The sequence below is a fragment of the Alteromonas sp. 38 genome (assembly GCF_902506055.1).
Taxonomy (GTDB): domain Bacteria; phylum Pseudomonadota; class Gammaproteobacteria; order Enterobacterales; family Alteromonadaceae; genus Alteromonas; species Alteromonas lipotrueae.
Genome location: NZ_LR733300.1, coordinates 3,385,012 through 3,406,395 on the forward strand (window position 1 = coordinate 3,385,012; position 21,384 = coordinate 3,406,395).

The following is a 21,384-nucleotide window of genomic DNA, read 5'->3' on the forward strand; positions in this document are numbered from 1 at the left end:
TTACATGAGCACAACGCAATCTACTCAAGCAGAGTCTGCTTTGGGGTTAACGCTAAAAAATTGGTGGAGTATTGTTAAACGTACATTTACCAACATCCAAAGCCATAACATTCCCCTTATCGCCGCAGGCGTTGCGTTCTTCTGCTTACTGGCTATATTCCCTCTTCTTGGTGCAACCATTTCCTTATATGGCTTAATAGTGTCACCCGAAGAGTTACACAATCATATGGCCTTACTGGTCAACGTAGTACCTAGCGACAGCAGCTATATCATTGAAGAACAGCTTAAAAACCTCACTCAAAAATCGAATTCAGCACTGGGTTGGGGCTTTTTCCTAACGCTTTTTTTATCACTGTGGAGCAGCAGTAAAGGTGCAAATGCACTTATTACCGCGTGTAATATTACCTACATCGAAGACAATGGCAGAGGCTTTTTTAAAGGCTTAATCGCCCGCATAACCGGCACCATTAGCGTGATAGCCACGGTCATTGTTGCGCTAGTTTGCATTACTGTTCTTCCGGAAATGATAAGTTGGTTTTCTAGCGGCTTAATAAGCTTCAAGCAAGCGTCATGGATAACCTGGCCTGTATTGCTGCTGCTCTTTAATATTGGGCTATCTGCACTATACCGTTACGCTCCTCATAGGCGTTCAGCGCAATGGCGGTGGGTTACACCAGGGTCGTTATTCGCCACCTTATTATGGATTGCCGCGTCTTACGGGTTTTCTATTTATTTAAATGAATTCGCCAGCTACAACAAAACCTATGGATCAGTGGGCGGTATTATCATTCTACTCATGTGGCTGTACTTAAGCGCCTACATCATACTTATTGGCGCGGAAGTAAACTCATCAATTGAGCTTCAAACTACCGCAGACAGTACCGTGGGTGAAGACAAGCCTATGGGTGAACGAAATGCCGTGGTGGCAGATAATACGCCGGAAGATTTGAAAGAGAATTGATGTAACCGGCTTATCGACGCACTTCTAATAAATATAAACAACTCGGCTAATTCTTATCGAAAGCTAACATTTTATCTTATGTCAGTTAATTGGTATTTTGAGTGAGCGGCTGTCATCGTCCCACAGCAGGTTAAAGCGCTGTAGGTAATCCTTCCTTTCGGATGCACACTTTACAAACTTAGCCATATCATCGCTATTATTTATACACTCAGGAGTTTCTTTATAAAAGTTATTCCAAGCCACTTTTTTTGCCCCCTTAAAGTTATGATAGCTACTTACCAACACATTTCGAGTGGTCGGGTAATTACGCAAACTCGGTTGAGCTTCCCTCTTGGGGTTTCTTTGATTACTAATATAATTCTGTGTGGGAGTTGATGACTTGGCAGTGCTGCTGTTTTTTTCGCTACCTAAACATGCTAGAAACTGAGCCTTAGCTTCGCGATGATGTGAGCGTCTAAGCTCTGTTACTTTGTCCCGTAAAAGACCGTTCCAATGATCTGCTGCTGCTTTCTCTTCCATACAGCTCTCTTTGGCAAATAGGTTAATTGAAAAAGTATTCAGTACCCAAAATACAAAAAATAGCTTCAAGCAATCCATGCGTTTAACTCCAGTATTCTAATGCTCCGCTGAGTTTCCATGACGTATTTAACAGCGAAAGAACAGTGCAGATGAATAACATCCTATAAAACAATATTACGAGCCGATGTTATGTAAATCCAGTAGTAACTTTATCTTTTCTAGAAAAATTTTTGCAAAGAATTAGTGTGCCACCGGTCTGATGATCTCACGACTGGGGTGCACTAATCTTCACAAATGAACTTAACTATAGCTGTGCCTTTAAAACGACTAACATATTCTTAATTGCTGTATCATGCCGTAAAACACCTAAAGGAATGCGTTGCCAAATGATTTCGAACCATACCCAAACATTGCAAGACCTATTTGGTTTTTCTTCATTTCGTAGTGGTCAGCAAGAGGTTGTAGATAGTCTGCTTAATCAGCGCTCATCGCTTGCCATATTTCCCACGGGTTCAGGTAAGTCGCTGTGCTATCAGTTTGTAGCAACGCAACTACCACATTTAACCTTGGTAGTGTCGCCGTTGTTGGCGTTAATGAAAGATCAGATCGCCTTTTTACATAGTAAAGACATTGCTGCCGCGAGCATCGATTCAACACTAACCGCTGAACAAAATAAGCAAGTCATGAACGACGTGCGTTCTGGTGAATGCAAAATACTCATGGTGTCGGTAGAGCGTTTTAAGAACGAACGTTTTAGGCAGTTTATAGAGTCGATTCAAGTTTCAATGTTAGTGATTGATGAAGCCCACTGTATCTCTGAATGGGGGCACAACTTTCGTCCTGATTACTTGAAACTACCAGCCTATCAGCAAGAATTAAACATTCCCTTGGTGTTACTGCTGACTGCGACGGCCACTAAAAAAGTGAAGCTTGATATGGCGCGTCGGTTTGATATTGCGCCAGAAAATATTGTTCAAACAGGATTCTATCGGCCCAACCTTAATTTAAATGTACTTCCAGTTGTAGAAAAGAATAAAAACCAAGCCTTACTGGAAGAACTTCAACGCCAACAAGGCGCGGGTATTGTATGCGCTGGTATTGTATATGTAACGTTGCAACAAACCGCCGAACAAGTCGCACGCTTTTTACAACAAAATGGGGTCGCAGCAAGCGCCTATCATGCCGGACTAGACAGCGATATTCGCCAAAACATTCAACAAGATTTCATGGTAAACAAGCTACAAGTGGTAGTGGCCACTATTGCGTTTGGCATGGGCATTGATAAATCTGATATTCGTTTTGTTGTACATTACGACTTACCCAAGTCTATCGAGAACTACAGCCAAGAAATTGGTCGAGGTGGCCGCGACGGACAAAACGCTAACTGCACTGTGCTGGCCAACCTAGATGGCCTAGTGACAATTGAAAACTTTGTTTATGGCGATACGCCAGACAAATCCGCTATTGAACGGGTAATTAAGGACATTGCCAGTCAAGCACCTGAGCAAAGCGCTAGCTCTTCATACGTTAACTCAAGCATCGATGTATACCAGTGGGAAACACAAATAAACAGCTTATCTACCTTAAGCAATATTCGTCAGCTTCCGCTTAAAACCTTGTTAGTACAACTAGAACTCGCCAAGGTTATTCGCCCTTTATACGCCTATTTTGCCGAATTCAAATACCGTTTTAATACCGACAAAGCCGATATTCTCAACTTATTTAGCAAAGAGCGAAGCGATTTTCTAAACGCCGTTTTCACCCATACCGATATGAAAAAAGTATGGGGTGTAGTGAATTTCGACAGCATTTTTGAGCACTACGGTGCTGAACGCGCAAGAGTAGTAGCGGCGTTAGAATATTTACACGAACACAATCATATCGAGCTAGCGTCGCGGTTAATTACCGATGTGTACGAGGTTAATCAGCAAGCACTGTTAGCAGATGATCTACCCAATAGCCTAGCCGAAAACCTCGCCCACTACTTTGCTGAAAATGAACGTAAAGAAGTAAAACGTATTGCCGCCTTGGTACGGTTCTTCGAGCTTAATACCTGTTTAAACTATAATTTGTCGGCCTATTTTGATGACCAACAGGCTCCACAAGAATGCGGCCACTGCAGTGTGTGCAATGGTAAAGTGGCCAAATTAGACTATTCAACGCCTATCCCCTTGCCAGATAAAGAACAAGTAACCCAGGCCATGGCAGCCCTTAACAGTCACCTTGAAGGTAAGTTTAACGAAACCATCACTGAATCTATCTATTGCCGTTTTTTAACCGCCATGACCATGCCTTTATTTACCCGTTTAAAAGTAAGACAAGTTGTAGGGTTTGGCAGCTGCGAGTTTTGCAGATATGCGGATGTGAAAGCCGTTGTTACCGAGATTTTAGATGAGGGCGCTAGGCCTTAATACCTGTTACCCCTAATATCTGTTACTCTACGCGGCAAATATGCGCGGCATATAATCTCAGTTACACCGTGTCGCAGTTACACCGTGTCGCCCAATTCGTATACTTGCATAAACACGCTACCTAAAAGTGCTAGCACCAGATAGCAATAGTGCGGGCGCTAAATAAAGATAAGTAAAAAGACAAATAATACTAGCGTTAGGCCTTACATAACGCGCTCAGCATAATACTCAGGATTACCATGGCTCTTAAAGCAACCATTTTTAAAGCGGATATATCGATTACCGATATGGATCGCAATTACTACAATGAGCACAATTTAACTATTGCTCGCCATCCTTCTGAAAACGATGCACGCATGATGCTTCGTATCGTGGCTTTTATTGTAAATGCTCATGAACAGCTGCAGTTTACAAAAGGGTTATCTGACGACGAAGTGCCAGACATTTGGCAAAAGGACTTCAGCGACGTAATAGAACTGTGGATTGAGTTGGGCCAACCTTCCGAACAACGCATTAAAAAAGGCTGCAATCAAAGCCAGCAGATGATGATTTATGCTTACGCAGATAACAGCTTCGATGCTTGGTGGAAGAAAGAACAAAACAGCTTGCGCACCAGAAAGAACTTATCGGTTTTCACCTTGCCAGAAAGCCTTTCTACCTCGCTAGCTAACGCCGTAGACCGTTCAATGCAAATGCAAGTAACGGTGCAAGATGGCCAAATTTGGCTAACTATCGAAAGCGCTGGCAATAGCGAATGTATAGAAGTGGAAATTGAAAAGCATTTGTAATTTTTCTAACGGTACAGAATGGATAGCCGTTAGATGCTGATCTGGCTGACATAATGCTGCAATAAATACCTAATAACATGATTGGATTATGATTCTTCTATCAATATCCAAGTGAAAATTCTACTAATTAACTTGCCGGAATCCGTCGACCGACTCAATTTGTTTACGCAGAGCGCAAAGCACTATTCAGCTGAATTTTCAGTCATAACGGCAATTAAAGGCTCGTCAGATAACGTTATGCACCAAGGATATTCAAAGCGTGCTAACAAGCTAAATTACTATAAAAAATTAACCCTAGGGGAAATCGGCTGCTTTATTAGCCATAGAAAAGCCTGGTCTTTTATTGTCGAGCATAAGCTAGCGTTCGCCGTAGTACTAGAAGACGATGTGATGTTTGAGCATAGCTTTCAACAACTAGATAAAGTAATAGATAAAATCAACGAGCCTTGGGACTACATAAACCTTAACGAAGTACATGAGAAACGTTCTGCGACAACCGTCTTCATGTCTGAAGGTGTTTCTGTGGTCAAATATAATAAATTACCTATTGGCGCTTCTGCACAAGTCATTTCCTACAGTGGCGCTGAAAAGTTGCTAAAATATACAGAATCTTTTTCTAGGCCCTTGGACGTTGAACTTCAATGGTTAGCAGTAGATAAAATAAAAGCTTTAGGTATTAAGCCTTACCCGTTTAAAACAAGAAAGCTACATAGCGACATTGACCAATTTGGTAGAAGAAATAGTGTAAGTGGGAACCCTGTTGTGAAAGTTTTTAATCTAATAAAATTTCAGGCTCACCTTTTTAAAAATACAGTATTATGAATATTAGTATTAAGGCGATAGACGCTTTTATTACTTACTCTTTGAAGTTTTGAATGTCGCTAATAACCAGTATTCACTCTTAACATTCATCTTCCATAGAAAGTATATTTAAATCAACTTGATACGATGCAAGATTATTGGTCAGTCCGAAATGTTAAGCGCTCTGGGTATGAGATGTTTTAAATAAACGGCTCGTGGCAGCTTTTTATAAAAGTTTAGTAGACTTAAAGTATAGAAGACTTTGCTTATTATAATTGCAGCCCCAACTTGTCATGTACTGTCAATCATCAATAACCAGCCTAACGGGAATACCTAAGCCCAATATTAAAGAGGAATACCTACCTATATTCGCGTAAATGGGCTCACTTAAACGCGCTCCACTTTGATAAGCACAGCTTATCTCCCATATCTGACAACATACTTTTTTTATTACTACTTTTACTGCTTTCTTCTGCTATTTCTTTGTTAACCGTTAGCACTTTTTCGTCCGTTAGTGAACCTGGGCCGCCAGCTCGGCCAGCATCACTCATAAGGTTAAAAATCTTATATTTTAACGCAATCAAATATGCGCCTACCTCGCTTGTTTTCATGTTCATTTCGCCACTCCTTTTTCGACATAATTTCGTAGGTTTTTCCTCATTCGGTAAAGCAAGTGTCGCGATTAACTCTTTACTTCACCAACGATAAAAACTAACTTAAAAGATAAGCTGAACTTATATAACAATGATCAATGGACAAACGATTACGATGGCTGAATAACCTGCTTTGTTTTGAAGTAGCCGCACGACATCAAAGCTACAGCAAAGCAGCAGAGGAGTTGTATATTTCACAAGCTGCGGTAAGCCAACAAATGCGGCAGTTAGAGTCTAATTTAGGCGTTAGCCTGTTTCGGCGGCAAGCTCGAAAAATGCTATTAACTGGGCCGGGCAGAACGCTTTTTGCATCCTGTGAGAAAGGCTTTAGTGAAATCGTTAATGGTTTGAATCAAGTACATGAAGAGCCCTTGGAAGGCAGTTTAACCGTTACCTCCACTCAAGCTTTTTGCGCTTTGTGGCTTATGCCCAACTTGTTCGAATTCTTTAATGAATACCCCAACATTAATATCAATATTCAAGCATCTAACCGCATTGAAAGTTTACATAATGGTGATATCGACATAGCGATACGATTTTATAACTCTACCACTGCGTTGCAGGATGATAGCCTTATTACAGAGAGGTTTGGCGAAAATGGCGTAGTACCGGCGTGTTCCCCCGAGTTTCAAACCCAAATGCAGCTGCACAGTGTGAAAGATCTTTTGGGTACACGCCTGCTAGCACTTGCCGGTGAAGAGAGAGCGAATTGGGAGGCATACTTCGAACACAGTAAAATAAACATTTCCAACAAAAAATTAAGAAAGACAGTAGTGTCTTCTAGCGATCTTGCGCTTAGCGCAGCGCTTGCAGGCCATGGCGTGATGCTAGCGTCGGATATTATGATTGGGCAGTACTTAAAATCGGGGCAACTCGTGGTGCCCGTTGATATTCCCCACCCAATACGCTGGAAATCTCACTTTGTTTATCTGAAGAACTCCCCCAAACAAAAGCGCATAGCGCATTTTTGCAATTGGCTTACAAAAAAGATGGCGGAACACGAGGTACTACAAACGTAAAAATAGGTTAAAACCGCGTTAGCCGACGATGAAGATATTCATTCTCCTCTGTCAGCTTTTCTTTTTGTTTCAGTAACTCAACAATCATCGCTATCGCAACCCAATCTAACTCCAGTTGATCATATAACGTTATGGCTTTTTTCACCCAACGTACACTGCTGGTATCGAACATCCAGTCGTTCTTATCGTCGCCTGAAACAGGTTCAGCTATCCCGTAATCGATAACTTCAACTATCATTTCTTGGTTTAACCGTTCTACTTGGCAAAGTTCTTCGAATGATATTACTAGCAGCGTATCAACCATTTTCTTTACTCCATTGTGAGCGAGGGTCGTCGTGTTTTAATTCCGCTAGTTGTTGCCATAATGCTTTGTCTTTATCACTGGTTGTGTTTGGTATAACGATTTTTAAAACTGCAATCATATCGCCAACGCCGGTTTTCATTTTAAGCCCTTTACCCTTAACCCGTAATTTTTGGCCTGTTTGACTATTTGGCTTGATATTTAAACTAATTTTGCCGGTCAACGTTGGCACTTCAACCTTGCACCCCAGTGCTGCTTCCCACGGTAAAACAGGTACAGTTAGAACAAGGTTATGCCCTTCAACATCAAACAATGGGTGCGGTACTAAACGTATGTGTAAATAGAGATCGCCATCTCTACCTTGCCCCTGCCCTTTGCCACCCTGGCCTTTAAGCCTAATCCGCTCTGAGTCAACCACGCCGACTGGTATCTTAACTTTTAGGGTTTTATTGACGTGTTTAATCTGCCCATTTTCTAGTGATGGCATGGAAAACTGAATTGTTTTTGGCGCTTCAGAAAACAAATCTTCAAGGAATACTGGCACTTCAATCTCAGCATCTTGGCCGTGATTGCTAAACCCTGAAAAATCGTCTGCTTGATGACTACGCGGCCCCTGATTAAAACCACCGCCAAATACGGAATTAAAAAAGTCTGAAAAGTCCCCGCCAGTGTGAGCACCATTGAAATCATTATTGCTCTGCCAGCCTGGTGGCGGTTGAAAATTATCGTGTGAAGTAGCACCATATTTTTTCAATTCGTCATATTCAGCTCTGCGCTGCGGATCTTTAAGCACCTCATAAGCTTCAACTAATTCTTTAAATTCTTCGTCAGAATTACTGTCAGGCTGCATATCTGGGTGCAGCTTTAGGGCAAGCTTACGATAGGCTTTTTTTATTTCCTTTAAATCAGCATCTTCTTTAACACCAAGGATCTGATAATAATCTTTAAATTCCATTCAATGATGCTCAGCGTAGTGACTATAAAGTACTTAATATAGCGGATGCCGATAAAGCATCATTTGATATTGATCAAATATCAACAGGTCTGCAAAAAGACGTTTCAATGCTCAGCAGTATCCTTCGCAAAAACATTATCAAATTAAATTTGATAATTATTCAAAAACAACACTGTTTTTCACTTAGCAATTAACATCTATTCTTTACTCATCGACATAGCAAATACCAAAACCAGTGCAAATACACAGCAGTCTTCAACGGTGCTATTTGGCCTTTTTGAATTAATTACTCCATTACAGGAAAGACAATGAAACTATTTAAAGCATCTCTTATTACTGCGGCTATTGGCTTATCAAGTGTTGTAGGAGCGCTGGCAAATGCAGTAGAAGTGGGCCCACTAGAGCCTGTTACTCAATTTACTGAATATCGTGGTGGTGGCATTACTATTACGCCAAGCGGCCGCACTATTATCAGCATGCATCCACTAGACAACCCTAAAGTGAAGGTGGTTGAAGTGATGGCGAATGGTTCAAAACAACCCTTCCCTACCCCTGATTGGGCGGATGGCCCAGAAGTAGGTGAAGTGGGATTAACATCTGTTATTGGTGTTCACAGCGATAGCGAAGGCGTAGTGTGGATCCTTGATATGGGCAGCGAAACATCGCCAGCACAGATAGTGGCTTGGGACAGCGTAACCCATAAGCTTCACACAACTATTACGTTGGCAAAATCATCGCTACAACCAAACTCATTCATCCAAGATTTCTCTATTGATGAAAAACACGGCAAAATTTATATTGCCGATATGACGTTCGGTAACTTTGCAGGGGCTACTAAGCCAGCAATTATTGTTGTCGACTTGAAATCTGGCAAGTCAAAGCGTGTACTGGAAAACGCAGCACAATTAATGCCTGAAGACAGAGATATAGTTATTGAAGCTTCTTTATTAGCGTCAAAAACTACAGAAGGTGAAACCAACGCGTTACGCTTTGGTTTAAACCCAATTGCCATTGATGATAAAAACGATTGGTTATATTTTGGTGCATTTACTGGCACAAAAGTCTACAGAATTCCAACATCAGCCATTAGTAACACAAAAAATTCAGACAAAAAACTGGCACAAAGCATTGAAGTTTATGGTCCTAAAAACCCAAGCGATGGTATTGCTTATGCACCAGGTGGCGGAATTTTAGCCACAGATCTAGAGCATAATGCGGTGGGGTTAACCACGAAGGGCCATTACGAAATACTGGTTCAAGATAAACGTCTTTCATGGCCTGATAGCTTGGCGGTAAGTAATGGTTATATTTACGTAACCCAAGATCAACTGCATCAACATCCTGCATTCAGCCAAGGCTTAGGTAACGCTAAACCACCTTACACACTTTACCGTTTTAGCTACCAACCTTAATACTATTTTAAATGGGTGCAATGCACCCATTTAAGCCTGATTTATTTTTCTATTTTTTTAATTATTCGCCAAATGCCCGCACTATTAAGGAACCTTTCATGCCTGAATTAACAATTGTCGCCAATATCACTGCAAAGAAAGACAACATTGATGTTGTAAAATCTGAGTTGAAAAAACTTGTTGAAATGACATTACCCGAAGAAGGCTGTATCACCTATGACCTTCATCAAGGTATAGAAAACCAAGCGCATTTTATGGTTTACGAAATCTGGGAAACCCGTGAACTGTGGCAAGCACATAATGAAAGTAAGCATTTAACTGAGTTTGTTGCCGCAACAAAAGGGGCATTTGAGCAATTTACCGTTGATGAAATGATGAAAGTTAATCAAGGTACGTTATGAAAAGTATCGTCAAGATAGGTGTAACTAACCTGTCGTTTCACCACGTGGCGGCGTCGCTTGTTTCGAATGTGCTTAACAGTATGGGATTTGATGTACAAAGAATCTACTCTCCCCATGAAACTAACTTTGAAAAGCTCAAATCTGGTGACGTTGACTTACTAGCGTCTGCTTGGTTACCGTCTAGTCATGGCGTATACAAGGCAAATGTTGAGAAAGTAATTTCATTAACAGAGCTCGGTTTGCATTATGAACCTTATGCCTTGTGGGGAGTACCGGATTACATTCCTGAATCTGCAGTATCAGAAGTTACGGATTTATTAAAACCGTCTGTCATTGAAAAAATGAACGCTAATATTCAGGGAATAAACCCTGGTGCGGGTATCACCCGGTTTTCAATTAAAATGATGGAAGAATATGGTTTAAGTAACGTGGGCTATAAATTCCATACTGGTACTGAAGAAGACTGTTTTACTGCGTTCGAAAAGCAGGTCGAAAAAGAAGATGGGTTTGTTGTTCCGCTTTGGAAACCTCAGTTTTTGCACTTTAAGCATAAGATCAGAGAAATTAAAGACCCTAAAGGGTTATTAGGTGTTGTAGATCGTGCCGTGCTTTTAATTCGTGATGATAAAAAGCAGTTGTTGACCAAAGCGCAATTAAACAAGCTAAATGCTTTGCGTTTCAACAATGATGTTATTGCTGAGCTTGATTATCACGTATCTAGAAATAACAAACCGTTAGACGATGTTACCAAAGCTTGGTTAGTTTCAAATGAAATTATTCCCGCTTAAGCAGCAATGACATTAAAGCGCAATTTAAGGCCTGATTTAATCATCAGGCCCTTCTACAGTAAATACCAGGTGTCTTCGCATATCTTTTAGAATAACCCCTTTTTTCACCATGGCGGCGCTTAATCGCTTTCGCCATTTTAATAATACCGGTTCCGCGGCAGCTAAGGATTGTTCATCTTCAAACTGAAAGCGCAGTAATAAAGAACTTGGGAACATCTCGTATTTCATATCAAACCAGCACTGCACCATGCCGGGAATTTCAGCGCGCCCTTGCTCTTCAAGCATATTCGCGACATCAAGGACAAGTGCTTGTTGTTTAATTTGCACTTTAGAAAGTTTTTTCATCGATAGGGTCCATCTTAGGGGCTAACGTTCGCAGACGCTAAACTTAAACGAAAACCTAGATAAATACCAAGGAAGCAGAGCTAATCAACAAAAAATTCAAAGTAAAAAGCTCACTACAGAATAGTTTTAACACGCCTTTTGGTGGCGCAAACAAGAGCTACACCCAATATCTCCCGAACTCACAAAAAAACTTAACCTACTGAATTAAATATATTTATCCATCCCGTAAGTCTCACTTCATGAAGTATTTTTAAACCGTTAAGTTTCCGTAAGTTCTTTTTCGTAGGATCCGGCAATACTCACTCCAACACCAATCGCTCTATAGATGCAGATTGCTGTCGTTTCACGATGGATTGGTAATTTCCACCCTACTTAAAGGAATGAACATGAAACAGTTAATGCTAGGTTGTTGTGCAATGATCTTGGTGTTTCCTGCTTGGGTAAGCGCAGTTACACAAACAGACAATCACTATGCAGCAAATAAAAGCAATGGCTATATTGCCTACATGAGTGAACCAGAAACCCTGGTTATCGAGCAGGGAAACAGCACTTTGAAACGTGAAGTTCACCTGCCCCGAGTTCATCAAGCCGCTGAGTTTAGTTGGTCGAATGACAATCGCTACCTAACTTTTACTACGCATAACCAGCACCTGTGGCTATATGATTTACACCTTGCCACGCTTCGGCTTATTGAGTCGATGCCAAGCACAGCACCTGAAAGCAAATACTCACCCCAATGGTCAAACGCAGGAGATTGGTTGCTATTTATTTCGCACAACCAAACGGAAGCTCGCCCTCGCGTTTACTCCCCATTACGTAAGCACAGCTATGCCTTGCCCATGTCAGCCGATGATTTCAGTCATATTGCGTGGGCCAATCACAGTAACGAAATAACCTTATTGGATTTCGTTGGCAAGCGTGAACGCCTTGCCTCATTTAAGTTATTTGGCATCACCCTGACCGCCACTGATGCTCGCAGTTTAATGGCCTTAAAAAATTAACCTAGGCCCTAAATCTAATATCGAAAAATTGATAGAAAAGGAAACGATAATGAAAAACGTCATTAGAAAAGCAGCCTTTAGCCTAGTACCTGCAGTGCTCTTATTCGCTACTGTGCAAGCGGCAAATTTTAACGAATTGAACAAAATTGGTGTCGTGAATAACAACCTAGATACGCCCCACCAGATGGTCATTTATAACAGCGACCAAACGAAGTGCTTGTCGACATACGGCCATAACCGTAAGAGTACTAATGTATTAACTTATGAAACCTGCCGTGTAGATGGTTACGATACCTGGACAATAACAAGCTCAGGCAAGATTAAAAATCAACGTAGCGGAAAATGCCTTACTTCGCCTCAAGGCAGAAGCACCTTAACGCTTGCTCGATGTAATACGTCTATTAAACGCGGTTACACCGCCTACGACTTCGTTATTCTGAATCACCTAGACGTTCCCACAAATAGCGGTATCGAAGTAGCCAAATTAGATTAACTGTGGCGTCTTATCCCCTGCCGCAATGCTTTTGCGGCAGGGCTCCACCTACTTAAAACCTTAGAATCGATGAATAGTCTTGCAAACTCACCCGCTCGAATTAGACTTATACATGGCAAATTGATGACCCGAAAAAATGAAACATCAAGGGGTTGGAGTTCAGTCTGTCTTGGATATGGGATATCTGTAGACATGAGCGAAACCTTTCAACTTGGTGACTGGGAAGTCAATACATCGTTAAATTCCCTGTCTCGTGATAACACATCTGTTCACCTTGAACCTAAGATGATGGACGTGCTTGCCTATCTGTCAGCCCATGCAGGCGAGGTCATTAGTACCGAACAATTGCTTATCGAATTTTGGCAGGGCACTTTTTATGGCGATGCCCCAGTCCAGAAATGTATCGCCATGTTGCGCAAGAAGCTTGGCGATAATTCAAGGCAACCTTCATACATAGAAACCGTTCAGCGCCGAGGTTATCGCATTATTGCGAATGTGGTGCTATTAGACGAGCGTCAGCGATGGGGCAATCTTCAAAAGCTCAGCCGATGGACCCAAGGCTCACCCTATAGAGGGCTACAAACCTTTCAGCCCGAACACGCGGCGATATTCTTTGGACGCAATAAAGCAATCGCAGAAGTGGTTCACCATCTTAATCAGGCAATGGATGATAACTTCAGCTTTTTACTATTAATGGGAAAAAGTGGCAGCGGAAAATCATCACTGTTACGTGCGGGGGTTATTCCGTTTATTACCCGAAGTGAAGGTTTAGCGGGTATAAAAGTGCAGCACTACACAGTTATCACCCCCACCCGCGGCAAAGCTAGCAGTATATTCAGGCAGCTATTAGGTGCCCTTAATGATATGAGCATGCTGGTTGATACTTGGAATTTAGACGCGCATGCCTGTGACCTAAGCCAGCACCCTTCCCATCTAAAAGCCCTGCTTAAAGAAAGTGAGAGCATAACTGAATTGAATGATGGAGCGCCCTCAACTCACTCAGTAGCGCGCCCCCACAACCTCATTGTTATCGATCAGTTTGAGCAAGTGTTGCAAGACGCAAGCTTGTCGAAAGAAGACGCGGCTAGCTTAATAAGCTTTTTAACCGTGCTTGTAAAAACTCAACGCCTTATTCTAATTGTGTCGTTACGAAACGACTTTTATGCCAACAGTATGGAATTAGAAGGATTCGCACGGCTCAAAGACGAAGGCCAGCAATACGACCTTCAACCTCCTAACGCCACCGATATAGCCCGTATGATACGCCTGCCAGCGCTTTCTGCAGGCCTAAGCTTTGAAGAAAACGTACAAACTGGAGAAAAACTCGATGAGGTTTTGCTAGAAGCAGCGATTGGTCACCCCGATGCGCTGCCTTTAATGGAATTCACTCTAGACTTGCTCTACCAGCGCCGCGACAAAGAGAACACGCTGCTGTTTTCTGCCTTTGCCAACATTGGCGGTTTAGAAGGTGCAATAGCACAACAGGCCGAAACCACTTATCAAGGTATGAGCGAAACGGCTAAAGCAAGTTGGAAAAGCGTGATGCACGAATTGGTGACCATTAACGATGTGAATCAAACCGGCTTAATTGCTAGAAAAGTACCAATTGAGCAGTTTAGTGACGAGAACGATTTAGCCTTTATTCAGCAGTTTGTTGATGCACGATTATTCGTTACCGAATCAGACCTTGGTGCAAATGAACTTACTTATAATACATCAGCCCCTGATGCGAAGAGGAATAAGCGTGTTTGCGTTGCCCATGAAGCCTTATTAAAACACTGGGATCGCATTACCGACTGGGCACAAAAAAACCGTGCGGCTTTGCTAAAAAGAACGGAGCTCAATACCGATTGCAGCCGCTGGTTAAATGCGGGTAAACCTCAAGACATGTTACTGCCCTCAGGTAGAAAGTTAGACGACGCTCGCTGGATGGCAAAGCAACCCCACTTGCACTTAACACCGCAGGAAACATTATTCATTCACCTTTCTGAAGGCCAGCATAAAAAAACGCAGCGCTATAAAACGTCGGCCATTGCCGCCCTGGCGATATTGGCTGTGTCCACAACGGGTTTGGCCATTTATAGCAATAATCAAACTCAACTCGCTGTTGAACAAACCCACCAAGCACAGGTACTTCGAAACAAAGCTGAAAGCTTAGTAGATTACATGTTGGGCGACTTACGCAGCCAGCTAGAGCCCATAGGGAAACTGGACGTGCTCGAAGGTGTTGGGCAGAAAACATTAGATTATTATGCAGGTATTGAAACCGGTGATGGGCTAAGGCAAGCAAACTCGTTGAAGCTTTTAGCCGAGATAAACATTAACCGAGGAGAGTTTGAACATGCCGGTGAACAGTTATCTCAAGCGTTAAATATTTTAAATAAGCAGGACGCCGAGCAGCTAAAAATACAAGAAACAGCACCGAATGGCATTGCATCAGCGAACGCGTATTCACAAAGTACAACGCAAACTAGCGAGCAAGTATTGTTCTTAAAAGGGAACATTCACTATTGGATTGGCGTCATCGCCTACTTCAAACAAGACTATACCACTACCATCGAAGAATGGGCAAAGTACCTTAACTATTCACAAGAACTGTTAGTGCTTAATGAGCTAAACCCCAAGTGGATGCTGGAAGTAAGTTCGGCTCAACACAATATTGGTAGTTTAGCGCTTCGTATTTCCCAGTACGAAAGCGCCAGCCAAAATTTTCGTGACTCCATCGCTTTAAAACGCAAAATGTTAATTTCGCAACCTAACCATAGTGAAGTACAAGCCTCGCTGCGGGGTTCTTTGTTAGGACTAGTAGCAGTGGCCTTTCAAACTTTTGAATTCAAAGAAGCAGAAAAATTGGCAGAAGAAGCCTATACCCTTGCGGTTAAATTACTGCTCGAAAACCCTGACGACTACAACATTGTCATCCGCTAATTTGCTAATACAAGCTCAAATGTCCGTTGGCAACAAATCAGGTGCTGATAAAACAATAACCGACGGTGTAATGCTGGCGCAGAAACTGGCTATACAAGAACCCGAAAATGAAGCCTGGATGACCAAAGTTGCCACATTAATGTTCTTCTATTGGGATTATCATTTGCTCTTCGACACAAAAGAAACAACCCCTGTTCCAGCACTACTTAACCTTACTCGTGCTGCTTTTAACAAAACCAAAAACCTGCCTATAAAACAGAAAATTTACAGTGTGAAATTGGGTTTCGAAAACCGCGAAAATTCAGAGGTGATGACATATATTGCCCAACCATCCCTTGAGTTCAATAGTGAATCCACCCCGCGTCTACTGTGGGAGTTACATTTAAAATGCCGCAACCACCCCTGCACCATCGGTGAGGATATACGAAAAGAGGTTGGGAAAGGCGAAGGTAAAAGCTTAGCCCTCACGCATTTTACGTTAGCGAACACCGAGAAACCGTCGAACGATATGAATGCTTCACTAACTGAATTCTATTTTTTACTGGTGTCATCTAGGCGAAGTGCGGCTAGAGATGTGCTATTAAGTCTGGAAAAGCAAGGGTACTTACATCCCCAGTTAACAGACGCAATTAATCGCGCTAAAGACGACACTTAAACCCTGAAAGGAGCTTCAGATGGAACATGATGATCAATGTCGTAAAATAGCTTATAGCTACACCTTAAATTTATCAGTATTTACTGACAATTTATTGGAGCAAACGCTGAAAGAAGGCGAAGGTACTGCAGAAGGTGAAGCCTACTTTTTTAAGTATGAGGGGAAAGGCTTTTCAAACGGAATATTATCAATACCCCAAAGCAATTTTGCCGATGGGGACGTGAGGATCACTATCTTACTGAATCAAACTGCATCAGCTCACAAGCACGGACCGGCGGGCTATAAATTTGCCTGGATCCATGCACGCCGAGCGGGTGATAAAGAAGAATATGTAGGACGGGGGCAGAGATTCGAAATGGAAAGCTGGCAAAATGACAAAGTTTCATTTCTGTTAACCGGTAAAATGCAATACAAAACGACTAAGGGCTGGGTAAACATAAACACCTGTGAGTTGGCGCTAGATGTTTGGGTACACCACACCTACCGTTCGCAATTAACCAAGGAATTTACTGTAGATAAAATTAACTGCGACCCACAAATTGAAATTCAACCCTCTTAATGAATCAGTTAGTCCAAAAGTAAGTGGGGGCATAAATACTCTTTACACTTTGACGAATATTTAGGCTAGACTGGAACCATCAAATATTAGTTATAAATAGGCTAGCAGCATAATCTAGTTTAGCGCTAATAGATGAATGCAACATTTTCACTAACCTTAACACTTGCACTAAATTCGGCAAAAGGAGTTTCACCATGAAAAACAAAGCAATTGCGTTAGCATTATTACTCACTGTTGTAGGCTGTTCTGAGTCTAACGAAGAATCAGCAGCAGAAGCAAAAAAAGAAGCCATGATGGAAATGGAGAAGGCTGGCGACGCGACAGCTGATGCCTACGAAGAAGGGAAAGAAAAAACAGTTGATGCTTGGGATGAAACTAAAGATTCTGCATCTAGTGCCTATGAAGATGGCAAAGACATGGCCTCTGATGCTTATGAAGATGGCAAAGATATGGCCTCTGACGCGTACGAAGACGGCAAAGAAAAAGGGGCTGACATGATGGATGCTGGCGCTGAAAAAGTGCGTGAAGCGTGCATTGAAATGAAGAAAAAAATGGGTGGTGACGTAAGCGAGTGTGATAGTAAAGACTAACTTACTGCACCCCAGCATTGTGTGTTTGGTACGTTTGTTACCAAACACACAGTGTATTTCCACTCACTCAGCTAATGACTCAATCAATTCGCCAAGCAACTTTATGCTGTGTGTACGAACATCTTGCGTACCGTCAATGAAGTTGAACCGCAAACAGTTTCGGTACTTTCCTGTCGCTGAAAATAACTGCCCTGGCGCGATATAAATCCCCTGTTCTTTGGCTTTATCAGCCAGTTTAACCGCGTCGTATTTCGCATTTAATTCAACCCACAGTACGTACCCGCCTTGAGGGTAGCTCACGCACGTATCTTGTGGAAAATAACGCTTAATATCAGCGCGCAAAGCATCTCTTGCACTTAAGTAATAGTGGCGCATTGCACGTATGTGCTTGTCGTAACCGCCTTGTTCGATATAGCTTGCTATGGCGAGCTGAGGCAATGTGGGGCACATGGAACTGCTAACATACTTTGCATGAAGTACTTGGTTCCTAAAGCTTCCTGGGGCTATCCACCCCACTCTAAAACCCGGCGCTAAGGTCTTAGAAAACGAAGAACACAATAAAACCCGGCCATCCTCATCAAACGACTTAACCGTTCTTGGGCGCGGATACGAATAAGCAATGTCGCCGTAAATATCATCTTCAATAATGGCGACATCGTATTCTCTGGCCATATCGTAGAGCGCTTTTTTCTTGTTATCGGGCATAACAAAACCCTGAGGATTATTGACGGTAGGTGCTACCAGAATGGCTTTTACCGGCCATTGATCTAGCGCCAGTTTTAATGCATCTAAACTCAAGCCAGTTTCAGAGTCTGTAGGTATTTCTAGTGCTTTTAAATTCGCGCCTTTTATTGCTTGCATGGCACCGTAAAAGCCCGGTGATTCAACCACGATGACATCACCCGCATTGGCCACCGCACGAAGGCATACAGACAATGCTTCTTGGCAACCTGAGGTAACGATAAACTCATCCGACTGCAACCTACAACCCGAGGCAGCAGTAAGCCGGCTAAGCTGCTTTCTAAGGTTCTGATCACCCTTCACATCACCGTACACCATGCCATCAAGCGGCCTATTCTTCGTTAATTCATACAGGCGCTTTGTCAGTGGCTTAAGGGTTTTAGCGGTCATGTTGGGCATGGCGTGCTGGAACTGGCATCGCGTTTCAATACCACTGTCTTTGTTAAACGTATTCAACAACATGTTGAGTACATCTTCCCACTGAGACACATCCATTGGCCGTTGCGGCGGCTTAGTCATTTTAGGTGTATTATTTAATGTCGTATTTGACGATACGAAATAGCCCGATTTAGGCTTCGCTTCAACGTACATTTGAGATTCTAAAACCCGATAGGCTTCTTGTACCGTAGCGATGCTAACGTGGTATTCTTGAGATAGTTGCCTTACCGAGGGAAGCTTATCTCCTTGTTCAAATAGCCCACGATCTATTTGGGCTTTTAGTTCACAGGCAAGCGACTCATACAGTGTCATTTATTTTACTCTATACAGATAATAACCATACAGATAACTATACCTTACCTTGTCACTAGAACTTACCATACAGTTCTAATAGTAATTAAGCATACAGTCCTCTCTCCCGCCTATCTGTATGGCATATTTTCAATACTTTTGGCTCTAATACATACACATATTAAAATGTACTATGCTGTGGCGTTATTAAGTAACGCCTATAGATTTGCAACTCAACTGTCGCTTATTGGTTTAAATAGAAGATTAGAGAAAGGGACTACCATGGAAATTTCGTTACTTTTTGCACTCGCCACTTTTGCTTTTATTAGTACAGTAACGCCCGGCCCCAACAACTTAATGCTATTGGCATCGGGGGCACAGTATGGTTACAAGAAGTCGATTCCACATATGTTGGGTATTGTAGTGGGGGTGGCAGGGCTAATGATTAGCACGCTTTTGGGCGTAGGGGCACTTTTCACATTATTTCCCGCCTTGTATACCGTACTAAAAGTACTGGGCATTGCGTATTTACTGTGGCTGGCCGTTAAAATTGCTACTGCACCTACCGATGAAATTGAAATCAAGAAAACCAGCCGCCAAGGGCCACTTAAGTGGTGGGAGGGCGCACTGTTTCAATTGATTAATCCTAAAGCGTGGATGATGGCATTGGCTAGTGTAGGCACATTTTCTGTTCCCGGTGAACACTACGCAGAATCGGGTCTTGCTATTGTTATGGCCTTTGCGCTTATTGGATTCCCGTGCATTTCTATTTGGGCTGCAGTAGGCGCCAAAATAAAAATTTGGCTTAGCTCGCCCATGCGCAGAAAGCGCTTCAACTTCACCATGGCTGCAGCCACAGCTGCTACATTGTTATTGATTATTTAAAAAAGGGGAAATGACGTGAGAGTATGTTATCGACTAGACGATGTATTCCCCCCGCCAACGCTCTGCTTAAAATGGTTTAGCCGCTTTGGCTTGCAAGTAAACTAAGAATAACTTGCTGCGGCTAAACCCGTTTTAAAAAGCACTAAGGCGCGAAAAAGAAGCCTCTATCTACCCCACTAAAATTGTTTTTATGGTTCAACAAGTACTTTTTATTCTTAGCACCATCTATCAATCGTAAAATATTGTTCTGCGAGTCGTTGTTAGCCATGTTGCAAATACGAAACTTCAACTGCATAACATTTTCTGGCATGTCTAGAATTTCAAAAATAAACACCGACAAATGATCATCGAGTTTTATTTTGCCTTGGCCCAAACGCAATTGACTTGTGGTCACTTCTTGCGGTTTTTCACCTCGGCTAAAAGCCTTTACATCAAAGGCTTGTTTAATGTGTGCCACTAATCGTTGCTTATACTCTGCGCTGTCTTTCGGAATTGCCTTTAGCTTAGCCTTAACGTTACTGCTGGCAATAAGCGACTGGTCAATAGTCAATACCATACAGTGGCGTCATCACTTCATATATCCAGCGGCCATCATCTAGATGGCGAATTTGAAAGGTGGCAATATTGCTATGTGCGCATCACTAATGCTTGAGAACATCAGTGCACAAACCAATAAGATAAATTTAACACTTTGCATATTGGCAAACCTTTTAATTCCCAGAATGAGATGTTATGCCTAAATTTTTTGTTTTGGGAATATGAAAGGAAAGCTTCACAGTAATTGCGCATTTCGTAAGTGCTGTAACGCGCATAAATGAGCAATGCGATAGTAAGATATGAAGGCTGCACAGGAGGGGTAAATACTTCAACCAAATTAACACCCTGGCGTGATGAACTTATCGGTAAGGATTTTCGCCCATAGCAACAGCAACGCAAAACAATCGCAAATCTAATTCTAACTGGTGGTATTGCGGCTCCATATAACAGCAAAGTTGATAGAAACCTTTGTTATGGTCTTTTTCTTTAAAGTGAGCGAGTTCATGTACCACTAGCGCTTTGAGTAAAGGCTCGGGGGCGTACAGCAAGTCGCTGTTAATGGCTAAGTCATGCTTACGCGTTTTGCCTTGCATTCGATAGGTATGTGTACCCAACGCATTGGTGACCATATCACCTTGCTTTTTAAATGCCGCCCGTCCAAAAGGCGGCGCATTTTTTACATAACGCTTTTTAAGGTCGGTTGCATAATTATAAAGTAACTTATCGGTCGTTATAGTATGCGCAATGGGGTACTTTTTAACGAGGTAATTGCTTAACTTGTTGTCGGCTATTAGTTGTAGCGCTTGCTCAACAACAGTCTGGGGGTAGCCATTAAAATATCGTGCGTATTCACTCACTTCACTTTCTCCTTAGTACACACAATTATAAAGGAATTGGAAAACGGGGGGTTAT

23 protein-coding genes are annotated in these 21,384 nt (G+C 42.2%); 15 read left to right on the top strand and 8 right to left on the bottom strand.

Annotated features, from left to right (window positions below; genetic code table 11):
* The first annotated feature begins 4 nt into the window (after window positions 1-4).
* Window positions 5-961 carry a YihY/virulence factor BrkB family protein gene (locus FLAVO9R_RS14720; RefSeq protein WP_159532495.1) on the top strand — a complete coding sequence of 319 codons (957 nt, stop codon included), beginning with the start codon at window positions 5-7 and terminating at the stop codon, window positions 959-961.
* An 81-nt stretch (window positions 962-1,042) separates the two neighbouring features.
* On the opposite strand, the gene FLAVO9R_RS14725 is transcribed toward FLAVO9R_RS14720, so the two are convergent.
* Window positions 1,043-1,480 carry a hypothetical protein gene (locus tag FLAVO9R_RS14725; RefSeq protein WP_159532497.1) on the bottom strand — a complete coding sequence of 146 codons (438 nt, stop codon included), beginning with the start codon at window positions 1,478-1,480 and terminating at the stop codon, window positions 1,043-1,045.
* A gap of 386 nt (window positions 1,481-1,866) precedes the next feature.
* On the opposite strand from FLAVO9R_RS14725, the gene FLAVO9R_RS14730 reads away from it, so the two are divergent.
* The 3 genes from FLAVO9R_RS14730 to FLAVO9R_RS14740 all read left to right on the top strand — a co-directional run bounded on the left by FLAVO9R_RS14730 (window position 1,867) and on the right by FLAVO9R_RS14740 (window position 5,501).
* Window positions 1,867-3,891, top strand: a complete 2,025-nt coding sequence (locus tag FLAVO9R_RS14730) for a RecQ family ATP-dependent DNA helicase (RefSeq protein WP_159532499.1) — start codon at window positions 1,867-1,869, stop codon at window positions 3,889-3,891.
* 239 nt (window positions 3,892-4,130) lie between these two features.
* A complete protein-coding gene (locus tag FLAVO9R_RS14735; RefSeq protein ID WP_159532501.1) occupies window positions 4,131-4,679 on the top strand; it encodes a YaeQ family protein in 549 nt (182 codons plus the stop codon).
* Between the two features lie 81 nt (window positions 4,680-4,760).
* A complete protein-coding gene (locus FLAVO9R_RS14740) occupies window positions 4,761-5,501 on the top strand; it encodes a glycosyltransferase family 25 protein (RefSeq protein ID WP_218395870.1) in 741 nt (246 codons plus the stop codon).
* 362 nt (window positions 5,502-5,863) lie between these two features.
* Here the strand turns inward: FLAVO9R_RS14740 and FLAVO9R_RS14745 are convergent, their stop codons facing one another.
* Entirely contained in the window at window positions 5,864-6,097 is a 234-nt protein-coding gene (locus tag FLAVO9R_RS14745; RefSeq protein WP_159532505.1) for a hypothetical protein, read from the bottom strand.
* A gap of 134 nt (window positions 6,098-6,231) precedes the next feature.
* On the opposite strand from FLAVO9R_RS14745, the gene FLAVO9R_RS14750 reads away from it, so the two are divergent.
* The gene (locus FLAVO9R_RS14750; protein ID WP_159532507.1) at window positions 6,232-7,152 is read left to right on the top strand and encodes a LysR substrate-binding domain-containing protein; all 921 of its coding nucleotides are present in this window, start codon (window positions 6,232-6,234) and stop codon (window positions 7,150-7,152) included.
* A gap of 7 nt (window positions 7,153-7,159) precedes the next feature.
* On the opposite strand, the gene FLAVO9R_RS14755 is transcribed toward FLAVO9R_RS14750, so the two are convergent.
* Window positions 7,160-7,456, bottom strand: coding sequence for a chaperone modulator CbpM (locus FLAVO9R_RS14755; RefSeq protein WP_159532509.1), 297 nt, complete (start codon window positions 7,454-7,456; stop codon window positions 7,160-7,162).
* A complete protein-coding gene (locus FLAVO9R_RS14760) occupies window positions 7,449-8,408 on the bottom strand; it encodes a DnaJ C-terminal domain-containing protein (protein WP_159532511.1) in 960 nt (319 codons plus the stop codon). Before FLAVO9R_RS14760 ends, FLAVO9R_RS14755 begins: the two co-directional genes overlap by 8 nt.
* A 308-nt stretch (window positions 8,409-8,716) precedes the next feature.
* On the opposite strand from FLAVO9R_RS14760, the gene FLAVO9R_RS14765 reads away from it, so the two are divergent.
* The 3 genes from FLAVO9R_RS14765 to FLAVO9R_RS14775 all read left to right on the top strand — a co-directional run bounded on the left by FLAVO9R_RS14765 (window position 8,717) and on the right by FLAVO9R_RS14775 (window position 11,009).
* A complete protein-coding gene (locus FLAVO9R_RS14765; protein WP_159532512.1) occupies window positions 8,717-9,820 on the top strand; it encodes an L-dopachrome tautomerase-related protein in 1,104 nt (367 codons plus the stop codon).
* A gap of 98 nt (window positions 9,821-9,918) precedes the next feature.
* A complete protein-coding gene (locus tag FLAVO9R_RS14770; RefSeq protein ID WP_159532514.1) occupies window positions 9,919-10,221 on the top strand; it encodes a putative quinol monooxygenase in 303 nt (100 codons plus the stop codon).
* Window positions 10,218-11,009 (top strand): glycine betaine ABC transporter substrate-binding protein, encoded by a 792-nt coding sequence (locus FLAVO9R_RS14775; protein WP_159532516.1) that lies wholly within the window; start codon window positions 10,218-10,220, stop codon window positions 11,007-11,009. Before FLAVO9R_RS14770 ends, FLAVO9R_RS14775 begins: the two co-directional genes overlap by 4 nt.
* 36 nt (window positions 11,010-11,045) lie before the next feature.
* Here FLAVO9R_RS14775 and FLAVO9R_RS14780 read toward each other — a convergent pair whose 3' ends face one another.
* Window positions 11,046-11,354: a hypothetical protein gene (locus FLAVO9R_RS14780; protein ID WP_159532518.1), complete on the bottom strand. Its 309-nt coding sequence runs from the start codon at window positions 11,352-11,354 to the stop codon at window positions 11,046-11,048.
* A gap of 386 nt (window positions 11,355-11,740) precedes the next feature.
* Here FLAVO9R_RS14780 and FLAVO9R_RS14785 point away from each other — a divergent pair, with 386 nt between their 5' ends.
* The 6 genes from FLAVO9R_RS14785 to FLAVO9R_RS14810 all read left to right on the top strand — a co-directional run bounded on the left by FLAVO9R_RS14785 (window position 11,741) and on the right by FLAVO9R_RS14810 (window position 17,580).
* Complete coding sequence (locus FLAVO9R_RS14785) at window positions 11,741-12,355, top strand: hypothetical protein (RefSeq protein WP_159532520.1); 615 nt, start codon at window positions 11,741-11,743, stop codon at window positions 12,353-12,355.
* A gap of 49 nt (window positions 12,356-12,404) precedes the next feature.
* Window positions 12,405-12,848 carry a ricin-type beta-trefoil lectin domain protein gene (locus FLAVO9R_RS14790; RefSeq protein WP_159532522.1) on the top strand — a complete coding sequence of 148 codons (444 nt, stop codon included), beginning with the start codon at window positions 12,405-12,407 and terminating at the stop codon, window positions 12,846-12,848.
* A 192-nt stretch (window positions 12,849-13,040) separates the two neighbouring features.
* Window positions 13,041-15,776 carry an nSTAND1 domain-containing NTPase gene (locus tag FLAVO9R_RS14795; protein WP_159532524.1) on the top strand — a complete coding sequence of 912 codons (2,736 nt, stop codon included), beginning with the start codon at window positions 13,041-13,043 and terminating at the stop codon, window positions 15,774-15,776.
* A 19-nt stretch (window positions 15,777-15,795) separates the two neighbouring features.
* A complete protein-coding gene (locus FLAVO9R_RS14800) occupies window positions 15,796-16,431 on the top strand; it encodes a hypothetical protein (RefSeq protein ID WP_232370662.1) in 636 nt (211 codons plus the stop codon).
* Window positions 16,432-16,450: 19 nt separating this feature from the next.
* A complete protein-coding gene (locus FLAVO9R_RS14805; protein WP_159532528.1) occupies window positions 16,451-16,990 on the top strand; it encodes a hypothetical protein in 540 nt (179 codons plus the stop codon).
* Between the two features lie 194 nt (window positions 16,991-17,184).
* Window positions 17,185-17,580, top strand: a complete 396-nt coding sequence (locus FLAVO9R_RS14810; RefSeq protein ID WP_159532530.1) for a hypothetical protein — start codon at window positions 17,185-17,187, stop codon at window positions 17,578-17,580.
* A 63-nt stretch (window positions 17,581-17,643) separates the two neighbouring features.
* On the opposite strand, the gene FLAVO9R_RS14815 is transcribed toward FLAVO9R_RS14810, so the two are convergent.
* Window positions 17,644-19,071 carry an aminotransferase-like domain-containing protein gene (locus tag FLAVO9R_RS14815; protein WP_159532532.1) on the bottom strand — a complete coding sequence of 476 codons (1,428 nt, stop codon included), beginning with the start codon at window positions 19,069-19,071 and terminating at the stop codon, window positions 17,644-17,646.
* Window positions 19,072-19,332: 261 nt separating this feature from the next.
* Between FLAVO9R_RS14815 and FLAVO9R_RS14820 the strand changes: the two genes are divergently transcribed.
* Window positions 19,333-19,935, top strand: coding sequence for a LysE family translocator (locus tag FLAVO9R_RS14820; protein ID WP_159532534.1), 603 nt, complete (start codon window positions 19,333-19,335; stop codon window positions 19,933-19,935).
* Between the two features lie 142 nt (window positions 19,936-20,077).
* On the opposite strand, the gene FLAVO9R_RS14825 is transcribed toward FLAVO9R_RS14820, so the two are convergent.
* Window positions 20,078-20,491: a hypothetical protein gene (locus FLAVO9R_RS14825; protein WP_159532535.1), complete on the bottom strand. Its 414-nt coding sequence runs from the start codon at window positions 20,489-20,491 to the stop codon at window positions 20,078-20,080.
* Between the two features lie 340 nt (window positions 20,492-20,831).
* Entirely contained in the window at window positions 20,832-21,329 is a 498-nt protein-coding gene (locus FLAVO9R_RS14830) for a M48 metallopeptidase family protein (protein WP_159532537.1), read from the bottom strand.
* Window positions 21,330-21,384 lie beyond the last annotated feature (55 nt).